The following is a 16,513-nucleotide window of genomic DNA, read 5'->3' on the forward strand; positions in this document are numbered from 1 at the left end:
GGTCAGCACTCCCCCGGTCCGCACGACGTCCACGAGGCCGCGGGGCCCGCCGCCGTCGATGCCGTCCGCGACGGCGGTGATCGCGGCGACCACGACCGGCCGCGCGTCGAGCACCTCGACGACGCCCTCGACGCCGCGCAGGGCGTCGGTCAGGTCGAGCGAGAGGTCGTCCAGCTCGGCCGCGGCTCCGTCGTCGGGGGCGCCGTCGTGCTGGGCGCTCGCTCGGTCCTCGGTGCTCATGACGCGCCTCCCTCGTCCAGCCACACGTCGTCGACGACGACGTGCACGGCAGCGATCCGCAGCTCGGTGTGCAGCGCGAGCGCGGAGACCGCCGCCGCGCGCAGGGCGCCGGCCGCCTCGCGCAGCGGCACGCCGTACCGCGCGGTCATCGTGAGGGTCACCTCGATCGGGGCGTCCGCCTCCGCGACGTCGCCGTCGAGCTCGCTCGACCGCACGACGACCCCGTCGACGGCGTCGCCGACCTGCCGCAGCAGCCCGCGCACCGCGGCCTCGGTCACGCCGAGGCGCACGCCGGGGTCGGGGTGCCGGAGGGGGATGTCGCGTCCGCCCACCACCTCGGCCTTGATCGACTCGATGAGCCCGGAGATCCAGGTGTCGTCGCGCGACGGCAGGCGCGACGCCTCGTCCTCGAGCGCCGACAGCGAGAGGCCGCGGACCCGCTCCAGCGCCCGCAGCGTCAGGCGGCACTCGGCGCTCGCCTCGATGCCGGGGTCACGAGGCGTGCGACCGCGGTCGAGGTAGTCCTCGAGCTCGTCCAGGGTGCGCCCGTCCACGAGCTCGTCCTGGTCCGCAGGCTGCGGGGGCGCGCCCGGCACGCGCGCGTCGTCGTCGTGGTCGCTCATCGCCAGGCCTCCATCTCGTGGAGCAGGAACTTGCGGGCACGGGCGATCTGCCCGCGGACGGTCGAGACGGGCAGCTGCAGGGCCTCGGCGATCTCCGCGTACGACCAGCCGCCGGTCTCCCGCAACAGCCAACACCGTCGCTGGTCGAGCGGCAGCTTGTCGAGGGCCGTCCACATCGCGTCGAGCTGCAGTCGCGACTCGACGACGCGGTCCGGGGCGGCGGCGCGGGACGCGGGAGCGTCGTGCGCGTCGATGTCGTCGTGGTCGCGGCGCACCCGGAGCCGGTCGATGCTCTTGTTGCTCACGATGCGCATCAGCCAGGGCCGCAGGCGGGACGGGTCCTCGAGGTCGGACAGGCGCCTCCAGGCGGTGAGGAACGCGTCCTGCACCACGTCGTCCGACTCGAGGTCGGTGCCGAGCAGACGGCCGGCGTAGACGCGCATCAGCGGGCCGTGCCGGCGGGCGACGACCTCGAACGCGTGCACGTCCCCGTCGCGGGCGCGGACCGCGAGGGTCGCGTCCGTCGCGGACGAGAGCGGGTCGACGACGGACTCGGGGCCGGGGGCCTCGTCGGGCGTCACGGTGCCGGAGATGTCGTCCTCCTCAGGCTCGGCCCTGCGGCCGAGGTCACGGCCGTCGCGCCTCCGAGGATGCCACCGCACGAGGAGAAGCTGTCCGGCACTGGCCGCTGACCGAGTCGGCAGACAGCCGCGAGGCGCTGTCGACGCGGCCGCCCTGCCCCCGTTCTGGGGCACCTCCTCGACCCGTCCATCCCGCCACGAGTACCGAAGATCCTTCATGTCCTGTGGATCTGTGACGTTCTCGCCTCGGCGGACGTCTCAGAGGTGCACGAGCCCCTCACCAGGAGGCGCGCGCAGCAGGGCAGAGCACCGAGAGGACCACGCATGACCACGACGAGCACAGGACCCGTCACCACGGCGCGACCCACCACCGACGCCGACGCCCCCACGACCGCCGACCGGGCGATCACCGCCGCCCACGACGACTCCCCCCGCCGCCACGTCCGCTCCGAGGACGGCGGCGACGACCTCGGCGAGGCCGCCGCCCGGCTCGAGGAGCTCTACGGCGGTCGCCGGTTCCGGGTCCGCACCAGCACCGAGCCGTTCCGCTGGCGCTACGCGTCGGCCGGCGACGACCGGCTGAGCCTGCGCACCTCGACGATCACGGGCCACCTCCAGGGCGAGGTGCCCTGGTCGACCGAGTACGTCATGTCGTGGTTCCGCCACGGCAGCGGCACCCTCGCCAGCCGTGGCGGCTCGTTCGCGAGCATCGGCGGCGAGCCGTTCCTGCTGCCGGCCGAGACGTCGTTCTCGTTCACCCTGACGCCTCACCGCAACTCGCTGGTGCACGCCTCGGCGGAGTTCCTCGAACAGGTCGCGACCGAGCGGCACGGCGGTCCGCCGCAGCGCGTCCTCTTCCAGCCCGGGCCGACGCTGTCGGCCGAGGCCCTCACGGCCTGGCGGATCAGCGTCTCGGGGGCCACGGCGGCCGTCGTCGACGAGGACGTCCCCCCGCTGACCCGCCTCGAGGGGCAGCTCACGTTCGCGCGGGCGATGCTCGACCTGTTCCCGTGGCGCGCCGTCGACGTGCCGCGCAGCATCCGCACGCCGCGCACGGCCCGGCTCCGCGAGGCGGCCGAGTACGTCCACGCGTACGCCGACCAGGCCATCACGCCGGCGGACGTGGCGAACGCCGTCGGCATGCACACGCGGACGCTGCAGCAGGCCATGAGCACGCACCTCGGGATGTCGCCGACCAGCTACCTCCGGCAGGTGCGGCTCGACCGCGCCCACCGGGAGCTGCTCGACGCGTCCCCCCGGGAGGCGCTCGTCTCCGAGGTCGCCCGTCGCTGGGGCTTCGGCAACCTGGGCCGCTTCTCGGCGGCCTACCTCGCCCGCTTCGGCGAGTACCCCCGCGACACCCTGGCCCGCTAGGGCCTCCCCCAGCCAGGGAGGCGACGGCCCTCGTCCAGAAAACGAGCCCCGCCTCCCCGGATGCTGAGAGCAAGCTGACCGACCGTGACACCGCCAGCCCTCGATGCGTCTGAATGATGAGTCCCACACCGGGGCCCCGGACGACCACCCGGTCGTCCACACGAACAACCCACGCACACCACGAACTGAGGAGCACCACATGACCAACGTCGCCCCCGCCACCAACTCCGTCGCGAAGCACACCTCCGACGCCGCGGGCAAGAACACGATCGCCGACGGCGTCGTCTCGAAGGTCGCCGGCATCGCCGCCCGCCAGGTCCCCGGCGTGCACGACCTGGGCAACGGCGCCGCCCGTGCCATCGGCGCGATCCGCAACGCCATCAACCAGCAGGACCGCGGCCAGGGCGTCTCGGTCGAGGTCGGCGAGAAGCAGGTCGCTGCCGACATCGTCATCGTCGCCGAGTACCCCGTCGACCTGCAGCAGGTCGCCGACGAGGTCCGCTCGTCCGTCACCGACGCCATCTCGCAGGTCGTCGGCATGGAGGTCACCGAGGTCAACGTCACCGTCTCCGACGTGTACATCCCCTCCGAGGACGACAACGACTCCGACGACAGCCGCGTCCAGTAATGACTGCGACGAACAGAGGCATGCTCGTCGGCGCGGTCCTCGCGCTGGCGGCCCTGCAGTTCGGCTTCGGAGGCCTCCTCCTGGTCGCCCTGGCGATCGTGATCGGCTACTTCGTCGGTCGCTTCACCGAGGGCAAGCTGGACGTCCGCGGTGTCGCGGACGCCCTCCGCGGGCGGCGGTCCTCGTGACCGCGGCGGTGACGGCCGACCAGGCCTCCCACGGCCGCACCGTGATCACGTCGCGCGCCGTGCGCCGTGTGGTGTCGGCCGTCACCGCGGAGGCACTGGACGCCAAGTCGTCCGACGTGTCCGTGGAGCTGACCGACCGTGACGGCGGGCTCACCCTCGTCGCCAAGGCACCCGTGCGCATCACGCCGCTCGGCCTGCCGAACCGCGCGTCGGGCACCCTGCTGGACCGGCTCACGTCGGCCCAGACCACCATCCGGGAGCGGGTCCGCCAGCTCACCGGCACCGAGGTAGAACGCGTCGACCTGCAGATCACCGGCGCCGAGCTCAGCCAGAGGAGGCGGGTCTCATGAGCACCAGCACCACCTACCGCCGCATCCTCCGCCGGGAGACGCACTCGTCGAGGTCCGGCATCGCCGTCACCCTCGCCGTGCTGCTCATCCTGGTGTTCGCCTGGATCGGCACCGAGTCCGTCCTGGCCGCCGTCGGCACCGCGCCCCTCCTGGTCGCTCCCGCCGACGCCGCCTCGGCCGTGCTCGGAGCAGCCGGCGCCCCCGTCGGCGCCCTCGCCGCGATCGGCGTCGTCGTCGCGATCATCGGCCTCGTGCTGATCGTCGTGTCGCTCGCCCCCGGTCGCCGTGGACGCCGTGCCGCCGGTGCCGACCGCACCGCAGCCGTCGTCGACGACCGGGTCATCGCCCGCTCGCTCGCCCGCACGGCCAGCTTCGCCGGCGACGTCCACCCCGACCGGGTGAACGTCAGCGTCGGCAAGAAGGTCGCGCTGGTCGAGATCGACCCCGTCACGGGTCGCACCGCCGACCTCCGCAGCATCGAGGAGGCGGTCCGCGACGAGATCTCCGGCTACGACTACACCCCGGCGCTCCGCCCCCGCGTGAAGCTGTCCAAGAAGAAGGGCAAGGTCGGTCGATGAACGACACCAACCGCGGTCTCAACCGCTTCGTCGTGTTCCTCGTGGGCCTCGTGCTCCTCCTCGCCGGTGCTGCCGTCGCGGTGGGCGCCCTCTGGCCCGACGTGCAGCAGACGGTCTCGGACGGTGCGTCCGACGCGACCGGCCAGGTGACCGACGCCCTCTCGGGCGGCCAGGTCTGGATCCTCTGGGTGACGGCCGCCGTGTGCGCCGTGCTGATCGTCCTGCTCGTCGCGTTCATCGTCCGTCAGGGCGGCGGCCGCACGAGCACGCTGATCGACCTCTCGGAGTCGGACGACAGCCACTCGCCGACCGGCGGCCACGTCGTCGTCGACGCGAAGGTCGCGGCGAACGTGCTCGAGGAGGCCCTGTCGAACACGCCGGGCGTCCTCGCCGCCGACGTCGTCGCGTTCCGCGTCAAGGGCGAGAACGTCCTCCGCGTCACGGTGGACGCCCGTCGGGGCGCTTCGCCGGTCGACCTGCGTCGCGCCGTCGACGAGGCGGTCGTCCGCTGGGACGAGCTGCTCGGCACGGTCACCCCGGTGGTCGTGCAGATCAACGGCGGCCTCCGCACGCAGATGTCGTCGGCCACGCGCCTCGACTGACGCTGCAGCACCCCGCACCACCCCGGACGGCCCTCGCTCTCGCACGAGGGCGGGGGCCGTCCGCGTCCCGCCAGGGACGCCCGCGTCGACTCGACCGCCAGGCCGACCTCGACGACCACGTCGACCTCGACGCCCGGGAGCAGCCACCGCCGCTCCCCCCAGACTCCGGACCCCCACGGTCCGCACCCTCCAGGAAGGACGGCCCCCCGTGACCGACTCCGCGCACCACGTGACCCCCATCGACCTCGACGACGCAGGCCCCGCCGAGGCGGAGTCGCCCGAGCAGGCCCTGCACCGCATGATCGCCGTGACCGCGCTCGGCACGACGGGCGTGCACAAGCTGGGCACCACGGCCGCCCGCGTCGCCGGCGCCCTCCGCACCGCCGTCGGCGCCACCTCCACCCCCGGCATACGCACGAGCACCACCGACGCCGGCCTGCTGGTCGAGGTGTCGGTCGTGGCCGAGTACCCCGCGAAGGTGACCGACGTGGCCGACCACGTCCGCACCGCGGTGCAGCACGCCGTCGGCCAGGTCGGCGACGAGGCCGTCACGGTCGACGTGGCCGTCACCGACGTGCACGGCCCGTTCGACGAGGCCGACGAGGCCCGCCGTCAGGCCGCCGCCGAGAAGCGCGGGGCCGCCCTCGCCGACGCCCGCGACTCGGCGAAGGCCAAGGCCGGGCAGGTCCGCGACACCGTCGCCGACCGCGCCGGCCAGGTGGGCGAGGCCCTGAAGGAGGGGGCCGACAAGGCCTCCGACACGATCCAGGAGAAGGCCGCCCAGGTCGCCGACAAGGCCGACGAGGTCCGCGAGGCCGCGTCCGACAAGGCCGACGAGCTCGGTCAGCAGGCGAGCCGCAAGGCCGACGAGCTCGGCGACCAGGCCCGTGACCTCCGCGACGAGGCGAGCCGTCGCGGCGACGACGCCGCAGCGAGCGCAGGAGGCGCCGCCTCCGACGCGGGGGACGCCGCCGGCGACCTGCTGGACGCCGCCCGCACCCGCGCCGCCGATGCTCTCGACTCCCTCTCGGACGCCTCCGACCGGGCCGGCGACGAGCAGGACCGCGACCGTGCCGAGACCGTGAGCGACGCCTCCTCGTCCACCCGCGCCTCCTCGCCGGGCTCCGACGACGTCGTCACCGACGTGCCCGACGGCACGACCGTGACGGTCACCGTCGAGGACGGCGACACCACCGTCGTCGTCGACACGGCGGACGACGCTCGCCGCGACGGCGACACGGACGACCAGGGCACCTCCGCCCGCTGACCCGCACCTCCTCCACCACCACCTGACCGCGAGAGGCGACGACGATGTTCGGACGCACGACCATGTCCACCCGACGGGCCCGGCCCCGCGCCGTCTGGGCAGCGCTCGTCACCTCCGCGGTGCTCTGCTTCCTGATCGTGGTGGGCGTCTTCGTTCCCGTCCTCGGTCTCATCGGGGCCGCCGACGGCGGCACCGCAGGCGCACTCGACGTGCCGGTCGGCTCCATCGCCGCGGCCGCCGTGATCGGCTACCTGCTCGCCGTCGTGCTGCTGGCGCTCATCCTCGTGGTCCGCAACGGGGCGCTCGCCTGGGTGCTCGGAGTCGCCGCCGTCATCTCGACGCTGCTCGTGTCGCTCTGGCCCCTGCTCGCGACCGCGCTGGCGGGCGTCGACCAGGCGCGCGACGTCGGCCCCTTCATCCAGGAGCTCCTCCAGCGGTTCAGCTGACCCGCCCTCGACGTCGTCAGGGCGGGAGTCAGCTCCGCAGCTCGGCGAGCAGCCGCTCGACGCGGCCGCGGATGTCGTCGCGGATCGGCCGGACGGCGTCGATGCCCTGGCCGGCCGGGTCGGCGAGCTCCCAGTCCTCGTAGCGCTTGCCGGGGAAGATCGGGCAGACGTCGCCGCAGCCCATCGTCACGACGGCGTCGGAGGCGTGCACCTGCTCGGTCGTCATCAGCTGCGGCACCGCCGTCGAGATGTCGATGCCGACCTCGGCCATCGCCTGGACGGCGACCGGGTTGATGCTCTCGCCGGGCTCGCTGCCGCCCGACCGCACCTCGACGGTGCCGTCGGAGAGCGACCGCATGAAGCCGGCGGCCATCTGCGACCTCCCCGCGTTGTGGACGCAGACGAACAGGACGACGGGCTTCGGGCTCATGCCGCCATCCTGGCCGACGTCGCTCTCCCGTTCCTGAGGGCTCGGCGCGCGACGCTCAGGCCGAGCCGAGCAGGACGCCGAGCACGCCGGCCGCGACGGCGAGCACGAGCACGCCGAGTCCGTAGCCCAGCCCCGGCCCCCAGCGTCGCTCGGCGAGCAGCCGCACGGTCTCGACGCTGGCCGTGCTGAAGGTCGTGTAGCCGCCCATCAGGCCGCCGCCGAGCACGACCAGCCACCCGGGTGCGAGAGCCGAGGAGGCGGCGAGCCCGGTGAGCAGGCCGAGCACGAACGAGCCCCCCACGTTGATCACCGCCGTGGCGAGCGGCAGGCGCGTCGACACGGCCGCGCGGACGACCCCGTCGACGAGGAGCCGCAGCCCGGCACCGACACCTCCTGCGAGCGCCGCTGCGGCGAAGAGCCAGGGGGCGATCACGAGTCGTGCCGCCGGTCCGGGCGCGCGCGGGAGCGATCGCGACCGCGGGCGAGCGCAGCTCCGAGGGCGACGCCGCCGGCCGCGGCGAGCACCCCGGCGACGACGGACCCGAGCGCGTACGCGAGGGCGATGCCGGCGTGTCCGTCGAGCAGCAGCCCCGTGTCGACGGCGAGCGCGCTGTACGTCGTGAAGCCCCCGAGCACCCCCGTGCCGACGAGCAAGCGAAGGTCGCGCCGTCGTCCGCGGTCGGGCCCGCGGCGCAGCAGCGACTCGAGCAGCAGCCCCAGCGCGAACGAGCCCACGACGTTGATGAGGGCGATCGTGACGGGCAGCGTGCCCGGCGCCGCAGGGAAGGTCAGCGCCAGCGCCTCTCGGGCTCCCGTGCCGAGGGTCCCTCCGACGAAGACCAGGCCGAGCGACCGCCAGCGCAGGTGCACGGGCCGGGCCGCCGCCTCCTCGGGGTCAACGCCGGGCGCAGGTGTCGTCACGGGCGCCTCCTCGGGGTCGCGCCCCCGGTCAGGGGCACCGTCGAGAGTCAAGCACGTCGAACGCCCCCGGTCCGGCCCCGGTCGCTGCCATGATGCGCGGATGGATCCTCTCACCGACGACATGGCCCGCGCGCTCGCCCGGCTCGCCGACGTGCTGCCCCGGTGCGGCCCCGAGCTGTGGGCGAGCCTCGGCGGGCCGGTCAGCGACGACGACCTGGAGGCCCTCCGGGGCGCCGTCGCCCCGTTCGTGCTGCCGGCCGAGCTCGTGCTGTTGCTCCGCACCCATGACGGGCAGCCCGAGCACCAGGGCACCCGGCTGCCCTGGTGGCCCTCGATGGACATGGGTCCGCTGCTCCCCGCACGGGTCATGGCGGAGGGGCAGCTGCAGCTACGCGAGCACGTCGAGCCGTGGCAGTGGAGCCGGGCGTGGCTGTCGATCTCGCGCGAGGGCTGGTGGCAGTCCGTGCTCGACCTGTCCTCCCCGCAGGGGGGCGTCGTCGTCGACGCGAGCTGGCCCGACCTTCCGCGGGTGGTGGCGCCCTCGCTCGTCCACGTCCTGGACGGGGTGAGCACGCTGGCAGAGGCCGGCCTGCTCGACGAGCACGAGCAGGACGTCGCCCTCGGTCCCGCGAGGGACTCGCTGCTCGCCGAGCTGTGGGCCGATTCCTGGGCGCACAGCCCGTACCCGCCGCGCACTGAGATCGATCCGGGCACCTGGCCCGCCGCCTGGGGCGGTCCGCACGCGCTGCCCTGACCACGCACGAGGGCCCCGGGTCGGCGACGACCCGGGGCCCTGCACGATCGAGTGCGCCTAGAGCTCGATCTTCTGGTTGTCGGCGTCCAGGGCGTCGCCGGTCACCTTCGACTTGACGAACGAGAGGGCCGAGGCGACCTTGCCGCCGGGGCTGTCCCAGTACTCGGCGCTGTCGGCAGAGAACTTGACGAGTCCGACGGTCGGGTCGGACGGGCCCTCGGGGAACCACGCCTCGACGCGGCTGTTCCACAGCTGCTCGAGCTTCGCGTGGTCGTCGACGACGGCTGCGGTGCCGGCGAGCGAGACCCACGAGTCGCGGGCGCTGAGGGTGACGCCGACGGTGTCCTTGCGCCGGAGGTGCGCGACGGCCGTCGAGCCGAGGCCGACGATGAACCAGAGGTCGCCGTCGAACTCCGTCTCCTGCAGGGTCATCGGGTGCCCGACGAGGGCCCCCTTGTCGTCGATGGTCGTGAGCATCGCGAAGTCGAAGTCGCCGAGCAGCTTCGCGAGCTTGGCGACGTCGTCGTGATGGGTGGTGCTGGTGCTGTCGGCCACGAGTGGCTCCTTCCGTCCGTCGGCCTGGGCCGACACGAGTCGAGCGGGGGTGGTGCTCCGCCCACACTGCTCTCCCGGGCGCCCCGGATGCACGGCTCCCGACGCGGGACCTCGGAGACCGTTCCCAGCCGGGTGCGTCTCCCACGAGCCCGTCGAGCATCGCCTGCCGCCCCGGCACCCGTGCGGAGGAGCCGCGACGTACGCTGTCGGTGCACGCTGCCCCGTGCACGTCCCCCGGCGCGAAGGACCCCCATGCGACACGACGGTCACCCCGACGACCTGCCTGCCGACCTGCCCGAGGGCGGCCCGGCGACGGGACCGGCCGAGGAGGCGCACGAGGCGGTGCGGGAACGCCCGGTGACCGACGCGGTCGCCCGGGAGGCGCCTCCTGCGTCCGACCTGGACGCCTGGTCCGAGGAGCGGCACCGGGAACTCGAGCTCTACCTCGAGCACGACCGCGAGGTCGAGGCGCTGCGACGACGCGAGCTCGAGGCCGCCGAGCGGCAGCGCCGGGAGCGCGCCGCCCGGCTGCGCGAGGCCGAGCTGCCGCCGGAGCTGCGCGACGCGGACGACGACGACTGGGTCCCCGGTCGCCGCCGGCGCCTGGTCATGGGCACGTCGCGGGTCGTCGCGGCGATCGCCCTGGTGGCGGTGCTGGCCCTGGCCGTCACCGCGGTCTTCTAGGCCTTCCGACCAGAGGTCCTCCCCCGGGTCCGGACCGCGCCGCCTGGGACCCGGCTCCCCCGACGCCTCAGCGGCGGTGGAAGGGGCACCACGGCGCGTCCGCACCGGCGGCGGCCCCCTCAGTGGCGCTGCCCCGAGACGAGGAGGCGGCACGCACGCGACCGCCGGAGGCCGGCTTCGTGGGCAGTCGCCGTCTGTTCACGTCGAGCCCCTCGTCGAGCACGGTCACGCGCGGGTCGCTCAGGGCGGCGACCGCGGCGGCGAGCCCGGCGATCGCCAGCTTCTCGCCCGGGCAACGGTGGCCGTGGGCCGGGTCGCCCCCGCCGTGCGGGACGAACGCCTCGAGGGCCTCGTAGTCGTCGACCCCGACGAAGCGCTCGGGGTCGAACTCGCCGGCCCGCTCCCAGGACGCGTCGTCGGTGTCGGTGCCGAGGATGTCGAGCACGACGCGTCCGCCGGCGGGGACCCGCTCGCCGTCGTGCTCGACGTCCGTCACGGCCCAGCCGGGCAGCATCGGGACGAAGGGCGCGGTGCGGCGGATCTCCTGGGCGAACGCCGTCGCGAGCGGCCCGCCGACGAGCGAGCCTCGCTCGGCCGTCTCGGCGGCGATGCGGCGGCGCCACTCGGGACGGTCGCGCAGCTCGACGGCGGCGAAGGCGACGAAGCGGGCGACGGCGATCATCGGCCGGATGCTGTTCTGCAGCTCGATGCCCGCGAGTCGGGCGGGCAGCAGCTCGCCGCGAGGGTCGCGGTGGTGCGCCCACTCGTGCAGGGCGGTGCCCTCGGCCGGGCTGAGGCGACCGGAGCGGGCTGCCTGGACCAGGCGCGTCGCGTGCCGGTCCGACCAGGCGCGGTTCACCGCCGCGAGCACGTACTCAGGCGAGTAGGGCACGCCGAAGCCGTCGACGATCTGTGCCAGCCGCTCCGACCAGTGGGTCTTCGCCGCCCGGGTGCCCGGCAGGCCGGCCCAGGTCATGCTCGCCCGGCCGAAGGCGCCGACGGCGGCGTCGTAGGCCGAGCGCTCGCCGCCGGTGAGCCAGGCGTCGAGCTCGTGCCACCACTCCCGCTCGAGCAGGGGCGTCAGCCGTTCGACCTGAGCGTCCTCGTAGGCGACGTCGAGGAACGTCGCCTTGCGGTGCCGGTGCTCGTCCCCGTCGAGGCTGTGCACCGAGTCGGTGCCGAAGAGCGTCTGCTGGACGATGCCGGGCATCGCCCCGTGACGACGGATCGTCGACTCGTCGTAGAACAGCGCGACCGCGTCGGCGCCGCGCACGAGCAGGGTCTCGTCGCCCAGCAGCCGCATGGGCACGGCACGCGCGCCCTCGCGGGCACGACCCCAGATGCGGGCGCCGAAGCCGTAGCCGCGGGTCAGGAGCGACAGCGAGTCGTCGGCGAGCAGGGACGGGAACACGGTGGCCATCAGTCCATGCTGACGAGGAGGTGCCCGCCCCGCTCACGGTGAGCGTCCAGCCCGTACCCCGCTGGTGGCCGTCTCCCGCTGCTCGGCGGTGTTCCGTCCACTCTGCGGTGCCTGAGGAGAGCTGCTACTCGGAGATCTCCGCGTCGTCCTGGGCGCTGAGGTAGAGGCGGTGGCTCGTGATGATCAGCGAGAGCCAGCCGGTGCCGGTCACCCAGCCGACGGCGACGTCGGTGAACCAGTGCGCGCCGAGCAGCACCCGCGAGAGGCCGACGGTGACCGCAGCGGCGGCGGCCCCGCCGATGACGGCGACCTGGGGGCCGTTCCTCTCCTGCCGCAGGGCGACGAGGTACGCGAGCACGCCGAGGATCGTCGTCGTGTTGAGCGTGTGCCCCGAGGGGAACGACGGCGACTTCTCGAAGGGCGGGATCGCCTCGTGCTGAGGGGGACGGTTGCGCGCGATCAGCTTCTTGCCGATCAGCGTCATCGCCAGCGACCCGGCGCCGGCGGCCACGATCAGCGTCACGGGGTTGGCCCGCCGGTCGCGCACCCCGAAGGCCACCGCCGCGCTGACGGTGAGCAGCGGCATGGCGATCGGGCCGAAGACGTGGGCGATGGTCGCGGCCGCTCCGTTGACGACGGGCGAGCGCAGCGCCTTGGCCTTCTCGAGCGCCGGCCGGTCGAGGCGGCCGATGCCGTCGCGGTCGGTGACGCCGTCGTAGATGTAGGCGGCTCCGGCCGTCGCCGCGGCGAGGACGCTCCCCCCGACGGCGAGCGTGCCGACGAGCGCGCGGCGGGCACCGACGCGCTTGGCGATCTCGCGGTGCTGCGAGGCGAGCCGTCGCCCCGCCGGGCTGCGCCACTCGGTGAGGTCGCGCTGCCCGATCCGCCGGTCCGCCCGGGAGCCTCCGGCAGCGGGCGGACGTGCGGGGGCCGAGTTCGTGGGGCGGGTCATCTGCCCAGTCTGGCCCTCGGCGTCGCTGCGGTGCCGAGGAGGTGCGGGCCGGGTCCCGATGACCCGGACCCGGTCAGGACCTGGAACGGCTGGCGTGCGCTCGTGCCTTCATCCGGTTGCCGCAGGTCGCCATGGAGCACCACTTCGCGGTGCCGGGGCGGCTGTGGTCGACGAGGAACAAGTTGCACTCGTCGTTCGCGCAGGCGCGGACGCGGCCCGGGAACTGCTCGGCGACGCGTGACCACGCCAGGACGGCCGTGGTCGCGAGGCGGTCGTCGTCCGCCGCGACGAGGTCCCAGACCACGCCCTCGGACGTGACGCGAGGTGTGCGCACCGCCCCCTCGACCACGCGCGCGAGCTCGTCGACCGCCTTCGGCCCGGCCCCGCGGATGACGGCCTGGAGGGCTCCTCGAGCCCGGCGGAGCTGAGCGGCCTCGTCGACCGAGCCGACGCCTCCCCAGCTGAGGGCGAGCTCTCGACCGGGGTCGCCCTCGAGGTCGTCCGTCGGGTGCCCGTCCACCACCGGGGCGCTGTTGAGCACGGCCAGCAGCAGCTCTTCGTCAGTCAGCATCGGTCCTCGTCTCCTCGCACCTGTCCGGCGCGACCTGACCCATGCTACCGTCGCCTAACCAGTAAAACAATCTTAAGGGGTTACTCATGGTCGCCGTCCACCACCGCACCGTCTCCGTCGAGGGGCACGACGTGTTCTACCGGGAGGCCGGGCCCGCCGACGCCCCCGTGCTGCTCCTGCTGCACGGCTACCCGTCGAGCTCCCACATGTTCCGCCACCTCATCCCGGCCCTGGCCGACCGCTACCGCGTAGTGGCACCCGACCACCTCGGCTTCGGCCGCTCGTCCGCCCCGTCGACCGACGAGTTCGACTACACCTTCGAGGCCCTCGCCGCCGTGACCGGACGGTTCCTCTCCACGCTCGGGATCGAGCGGTACACGGTCTACGTCCAGGACTACGGCGCGCCGATCGGCTGGCGCCTCGCCCTCGCCGATCCTGCGGCGATCACCGGCGTCGTCACCCAGAACGGCAACGCCTACGAGGACGGCTTCGTGCCCAGCTTCTGGGACGCGATCTGGGCCGACGCCGCCGAGCGGACCGGCGAGACCCGCGACGCGCTCCGCCCCGCGCTCGGACGGGAGGCCGTCGAGTGGCAGTACACCCACGGCGTGCCCGACCCCACGACCGTCGACCCCGACGCCTGGGAGCACGACCTCGCGCTCCTCGCCCGCCCAGGACAGGACGACGTCCAGCTCGACCTCTTCCGCGACTACGCGACCAACCGCGTCCTGTACCCGGCGGTGCACGACTGGCTCCGCACCTCCGGCGTCCCCGTCCTGGCCATCTGGGGACGCAACGACGAGATCTTCGCCGCCGCCGGCGCGAGTGCGTTCCTCGACGACTCCCCCGCGGCTCGCGTCGAGCTCGTCGACGGCGGCCACTTCCTCCTCGAGTCGCACCTGGACAGGGTCGCCGGCACGATCAGGGACTGGCTCGCGGACCGGGCCTGAGCGCGCCGCGCCGCTCCCCCTCCGCCGCGGGCGCGTGCAGGGAGAATGGACCATGATCAGCGACCTGAGCCTCCCCGTCGTCGTCTCGGCCCGTGGCGTCGACGTGCTCGTCCGACGAGCGGTGCCGGACGACCTCCACGCCGTCATGCAGCTGCTGGCCGACGACCCGGTCAGCGCAGGCCGAGGCGACGTCGCCCGCGAGGAGGACGTGGACGCGTACGCGTCGGCGCTCGGTCGCATCGTCGACGACCCGAGCAACGACCTCGTCGTCGCCGAGGATCGGGACGGGGCGGTCGTGGGCACGCTGCAGCTGACGGTCATCCCCGGCATGGCCCGCCGCGGCAGCACCCGGCTGCTCGTCGAGGCGGTCCGCGTCGCGAGCACGGAGCGCTCGTCCGGCATCGGCAGCGCGCTGATGCGATGGGTGGTCGACGGAGCCGCCGTCGAGCTCCGCACGCCCCTGGTGCAGCTGACCTCGGACGCTGCGCGCATCGATGCTCACCGCTTCTACCTGAGGCTCGGCTTCGTCGACTCGCACGTCGGCTTCAAGTATGCCGTGACCCTGCCGGACTCGCCGAGCCCGTAGCCCCCGATCTGCCGCGGGTTCACCGTCAGCGAGGGAGTGCCCCTGGACGGGGACGACGCAAAGCGTCATCGGGCCGTGGGGTTCGGGTCCCGGAAGGGGCCCCGCGAGCGTCAGCGAGGGAGTGAGTGAGTGCCCCTGGACGGGGATGACGCGAAGCGTCATCGGGCCGCGGGGGTTCGAGTCCCGGAAGGGGCCTCGTCGCGCAGCGACGTCAGGTGCCCCTGGAGGGACTCGAACCCCCAACCCTTTCCTTAGGACGGAACTGCTCTTCCATTGAGCTACAGAGGCTGACCGGGCGAGTCTACCGAACCCGCACCTCCTCGTCGCGGCACCGCACCTCAGGGTCACCGCACCGGGTCTCGTGCACTGCACCGGGACTAGACGCGGTGCAGTGCACGAAACCCGGTGCGAAGTCCAGGCAGGTGCAGGTGCAGGTGCAGGTGCAGGCACCGGCGCCTGCACCGACGCGAGACCGACCTGCGGCGCACGAGCTCACGCCGCGGTGAGGTACTCGTCCCACTCCGCCTGCGGCCGGTCGGTGCCGCGCACGACCCAGCCGACGCCGTGCGGCGCCTTCGGCTGCCAGCGCAGGGTCCAGCCCATCTCGGCCGGCGTCCGGTCGCTCTTCACGTTGTTGCAGCGGAGGCAGCACGCGACCAGGTTCTCCCAGCTGTCGGCGCCTCCTCGCGACCGCGGCTGCACGTGGTCGATCGTCGACGCCGACCGGCCGCAGTAGGCGCAGTGGTGCGCGTCGCGGCGCAGCACTCCGCGGCGCGAGACGGGCACGGTGCGGCCGTGCGGGATGCGGACGTAGCGCGTGAGCACGATCACCGACGGGCGGTCGTAGGCGAACCCGGCGCCGAGCACGGGGTGGTCGGCGTCGGCCGAGACGACCGTCGCCTTCTGGGTCATGACGAGCACGAGGGCCCGACGGAACGACACGACGGCGAGGGGCTCGAAGCCGGCGTTGAGGACGAGAGTGCGCATGCTTTCCCTTTCGAAGCACCCTGGACGGCTTCCAGGGATTCGACTGCTCTCGGGGCAGCGGGGGCCAGCAGGCCGACGGGACGAAAAAAGCACCGTCACGGATGACGGTGCTCTATCGAACGGCGGTGTGTCGTATGTGCTCATGCGACAGCTCGCCCATGGTGCGGGTGGCTGTCGTGCGGCTCATGTGACGCTCCTGGTCTCAGCGGAACTCCGAGATCGCCAGGTTAACCCGCGAGAGCCGCCCTGCCTAGGGGCGGGGCGGCTCTTCACTGCTCGTTCACTGCTGCTCGACCGACAGCCGAGCCGAGGAGGCGGGCGACCGTCCCCTAGACGGCGTAGCGCACGTAGTGCACCGCGCTGCTCCAGAGCGGGCGCACGCTGACGGAGCCGCCGGGCTTCGGCGCGTCGAGGATCATCCCGTTCCCCGCGTAGAAGCCGTCGTGCGAGCCGTCGTTGAAGACGACGACGTCGCCGGGGCGCGCCTCCGAGGCCGAGATCGTCGCGCCCAGGGCGGCCTGGCTGCCCACGGAGTGCGGCAGCGAGACGCCGAACTTCGCGTAGACGTACATGATGAAGCCGGAGCAGTCGAAGCCGGCGGGCGTCGCGCCGCCGAAGACGTAGGGCGTGCCGACGTACTGCAGGGCCGCCTGGTACACGGCGGCCTGGCCCGTCGAGCCGGACGAGGCGATGGCCTCGGTGGCCATCGAGCGCGACGACCCGGAGCCGGTGCCCGCCGAGCTGGCGGACGACGAGGTCGACGACGCTGCGGCAGCAGCCGCGCTGGCCTGCTCGGCCTGCTGCTGGGCGGCGAGCGCCTGGGCGG

The 16,513-nt window shown here is 73.7% G+C and carries 24 protein-coding genes and 1 tRNA gene; 12 read left to right on the forward strand and 13 right to left on the reverse strand.

Going from position 1 to position 16,513, the window contains the following annotated elements; translation table 11 throughout:
• The 3 genes from RWM17_RS05780 to RWM17_RS05790 form a co-directional block, all read right to left on the reverse strand.
• The coding region (locus RWM17_RS05780) for a hypothetical protein (protein WP_399540154.1) at positions 1 to 240 on the reverse strand (240 nt) is incomplete at its 3' end.
• Positions 237 to 863 (reverse strand): hypothetical protein, encoded by a 627-nt coding sequence (locus RWM17_RS05785; RefSeq protein ID WP_314102080.1) that lies wholly within the window; start codon positions 861 to 863, stop codon positions 237 to 239. The genes RWM17_RS05780 and RWM17_RS05785, both read right to left, overlap by 4 nt.
• Positions 860 to 1,525, reverse strand: coding sequence for an RNA polymerase sigma factor (locus tag RWM17_RS05790; RefSeq protein WP_314102081.1), 666 nt, complete (start codon positions 1,523 to 1,525; stop codon positions 860 to 862). The genes RWM17_RS05785 and RWM17_RS05790 overlap by 4 nt, the downstream gene beginning before the upstream one ends.
• Before the next feature lie 243 nt (positions 1,526 to 1,768).
• On the opposite strand from RWM17_RS05790, the gene RWM17_RS05795 reads away from it, so the two are divergent.
• The 8 genes from RWM17_RS05795 to RWM17_RS05830 all read left to right on the forward strand — a co-directional run bounded on the left by RWM17_RS05795 (position 1,769) and on the right by RWM17_RS05830 (position 6,877).
• Entirely contained in the window at positions 1,769 to 2,818 is a 1,050-nt protein-coding gene (locus RWM17_RS05795) for a helix-turn-helix domain-containing protein (RefSeq protein WP_133738388.1), read from the forward strand.
• 199 nt (positions 2,819 to 3,017) lie between these two features.
• Positions 3,018 to 3,446: an Asp23/Gls24 family envelope stress response protein gene (locus tag RWM17_RS05800; RefSeq protein WP_123547932.1), complete on the forward strand. Its 429-nt coding sequence runs from the start codon at positions 3,018 to 3,020 to the stop codon at positions 3,444 to 3,446.
• A gap of 20 nt (positions 3,447 to 3,466) precedes the next feature.
• A complete protein-coding gene (locus RWM17_RS05805; RefSeq protein ID WP_369878311.1) occupies positions 3,467 to 3,634 on the forward strand; it encodes a DUF2273 domain-containing protein in 168 nt (55 codons plus the stop codon).
• Complete coding sequence (locus RWM17_RS05810) at positions 3,631 to 3,984, forward strand: hypothetical protein (RefSeq protein WP_123547930.1); 354 nt, start codon at positions 3,631 to 3,633, stop codon at positions 3,982 to 3,984. Before RWM17_RS05805 ends, RWM17_RS05810 begins: the two co-directional genes overlap by 4 nt.
• A complete protein-coding gene (locus RWM17_RS05815) occupies positions 3,981 to 4,562 on the forward strand; it encodes a DUF6286 domain-containing protein (RefSeq protein WP_314102082.1) in 582 nt (193 codons plus the stop codon). The genes RWM17_RS05810 and RWM17_RS05815 overlap by 4 nt, the downstream gene beginning before the upstream one ends.
• Positions 4,559 to 5,164, forward strand: a complete 606-nt coding sequence (locus RWM17_RS05820) for a hypothetical protein (RefSeq protein WP_192040954.1) — start codon at positions 4,559 to 4,561, stop codon at positions 5,162 to 5,164. Before RWM17_RS05815 ends, RWM17_RS05820 begins: the two co-directional genes overlap by 4 nt.
• A gap of 208 nt (positions 5,165 to 5,372) precedes the next feature.
• Entirely contained in the window at positions 5,373 to 6,431 is a 1,059-nt protein-coding gene (locus RWM17_RS05825) for an Asp23/Gls24 family envelope stress response protein (RefSeq protein ID WP_314102084.1), read from the forward strand.
• Positions 6,432 to 6,475: 44 nt separating this feature from the next.
• A complete protein-coding gene (locus RWM17_RS05830) occupies positions 6,476 to 6,877 on the forward strand; it encodes a hypothetical protein (RefSeq protein ID WP_209561503.1) in 402 nt (133 codons plus the stop codon).
• Positions 6,878 to 6,905: 28 nt separating this feature from the next.
• On the opposite strand, the gene RWM17_RS05835 is transcribed toward RWM17_RS05830, so the two are convergent.
• Genes RWM17_RS05835 through RWM17_RS05845 form a run of 3 tightly spaced genes read right to left on the reverse strand, consistent with a single transcriptional unit; the run spans position 6,906 to position 8,228 of the window.
• On the reverse strand, positions 6,906 to 7,307 hold the full coding sequence (locus RWM17_RS05835) for an arsenate reductase ArsC (protein ID WP_123547925.1): 402 nt from the start codon (positions 7,305 to 7,307) through the stop codon (positions 6,906 to 6,908).
• Between the two features lie 55 nt (positions 7,308 to 7,362).
• Positions 7,363 to 7,737 (reverse strand): CrcB family protein, encoded by a 375-nt coding sequence (locus RWM17_RS05840; protein WP_314102096.1) that lies wholly within the window; start codon positions 7,735 to 7,737, stop codon positions 7,363 to 7,365.
• Positions 7,737 to 8,228, reverse strand: a complete 492-nt coding sequence (locus RWM17_RS05845; RefSeq protein WP_314102085.1) for a CrcB family protein — start codon at positions 8,226 to 8,228, stop codon at positions 7,737 to 7,739. The genes RWM17_RS05840 and RWM17_RS05845 overlap by 1 nt, the downstream gene beginning before the upstream one ends.
• Before the next feature lie 100 nt (positions 8,229 to 8,328).
• Here RWM17_RS05845 and RWM17_RS05850 point away from each other — a divergent pair, with 100 nt between their 5' ends.
• Complete coding sequence (locus RWM17_RS05850; protein ID WP_314102086.1) at positions 8,329 to 8,982, forward strand: hypothetical protein; 654 nt, start codon at positions 8,329 to 8,331, stop codon at positions 8,980 to 8,982.
• A gap of 57 nt (positions 8,983 to 9,039) precedes the next feature.
• On the opposite strand, the gene RWM17_RS05855 is transcribed toward RWM17_RS05850, so the two are convergent.
• Positions 9,040 to 9,537, reverse strand: coding sequence for a pyridoxamine 5'-phosphate oxidase family protein (locus RWM17_RS05855; RefSeq protein WP_314102087.1), 498 nt, complete (start codon positions 9,535 to 9,537; stop codon positions 9,040 to 9,042).
• Between the two features lie 252 nt (positions 9,538 to 9,789).
• Here RWM17_RS05855 and RWM17_RS05860 point away from each other — a divergent pair, with 252 nt between their 5' ends.
• Positions 9,790 to 10,221: a hypothetical protein gene (locus RWM17_RS05860; RefSeq protein ID WP_314102088.1), complete on the forward strand. Its 432-nt coding sequence runs from the start codon at positions 9,790 to 9,792 to the stop codon at positions 10,219 to 10,221.
• 67 nt (positions 10,222 to 10,288) lie between these two features.
• Here RWM17_RS05860 and RWM17_RS05865 read toward each other — a convergent pair whose 3' ends face one another.
• The 3 genes from RWM17_RS05865 to RWM17_RS05875 form a co-directional block, all read right to left on the reverse strand.
• Positions 10,289 to 11,641 (reverse strand): cytochrome P450, encoded by a 1,353-nt coding sequence (locus RWM17_RS05865; RefSeq protein WP_314102089.1) that lies wholly within the window; start codon positions 11,639 to 11,641, stop codon positions 10,289 to 10,291.
• Between the two features lie 124 nt (positions 11,642 to 11,765).
• The gene (locus RWM17_RS05870; RefSeq protein WP_314102090.1) at positions 11,766 to 12,593 is read right to left on the reverse strand and encodes a phosphatase PAP2 family protein; all 828 of its coding nucleotides are present in this window, start codon (positions 12,591 to 12,593) and stop codon (positions 11,766 to 11,768) included.
• A gap of 73 nt (positions 12,594 to 12,666) precedes the next feature.
• A complete protein-coding gene (locus RWM17_RS05875) occupies positions 12,667 to 13,164 on the reverse strand; it encodes a CGNR zinc finger domain-containing protein (RefSeq protein ID WP_314102091.1) in 498 nt (165 codons plus the stop codon).
• Between the two features lie 86 nt (positions 13,165 to 13,250).
• On the opposite strand from RWM17_RS05875, the gene RWM17_RS05880 reads away from it, so the two are divergent.
• Positions 13,251 to 14,114 carry an alpha/beta hydrolase gene (locus RWM17_RS05880; protein ID WP_314102092.1) on the forward strand — a complete coding sequence of 288 codons (864 nt, stop codon included), beginning with the start codon at positions 13,251 to 13,253 and terminating at the stop codon, positions 14,112 to 14,114.
• 52 nt (positions 14,115 to 14,166) lie between these two features.
• Positions 14,167 to 14,700, forward strand: a complete 534-nt coding sequence (locus tag RWM17_RS05885) for a GNAT family N-acetyltransferase (RefSeq protein WP_314102093.1) — start codon at positions 14,167 to 14,169, stop codon at positions 14,698 to 14,700.
• A gap of 216 nt (positions 14,701 to 14,916) precedes the next feature.
• Here RWM17_RS05885 and RWM17_RS05890 read toward each other — a convergent pair.
• The 3 genes from RWM17_RS05890 to RWM17_RS05900 all read right to left on the reverse strand — a co-directional run.
• A tRNA-Arg gene (locus RWM17_RS05890) sits at positions 14,917 to 14,988 on the reverse strand.
• Between the two features lie 204 nt (positions 14,989 to 15,192).
• Positions 15,193 to 15,687: an HNH endonuclease gene (locus RWM17_RS05895; RefSeq protein ID WP_314102094.1), complete on the reverse strand. Its 495-nt coding sequence runs from the start codon at positions 15,685 to 15,687 to the stop codon at positions 15,193 to 15,195.
• 329 nt (positions 15,688 to 16,016) lie between these two features.
• On the reverse strand, positions 16,017 to 16,513 hold a 497-nt coding region (locus RWM17_RS05900), incomplete at its 5' end, for a C40 family peptidase (protein ID WP_314102095.1).

The sequence above is a fragment of the uncultured Frigoribacterium sp. genome (assembly GCF_963515265.1).
In the GTDB taxonomy this organism is placed as follows: domain Bacteria; phylum Actinomycetota; class Actinomycetes; order Actinomycetales; family Microbacteriaceae; genus Frigoribacterium.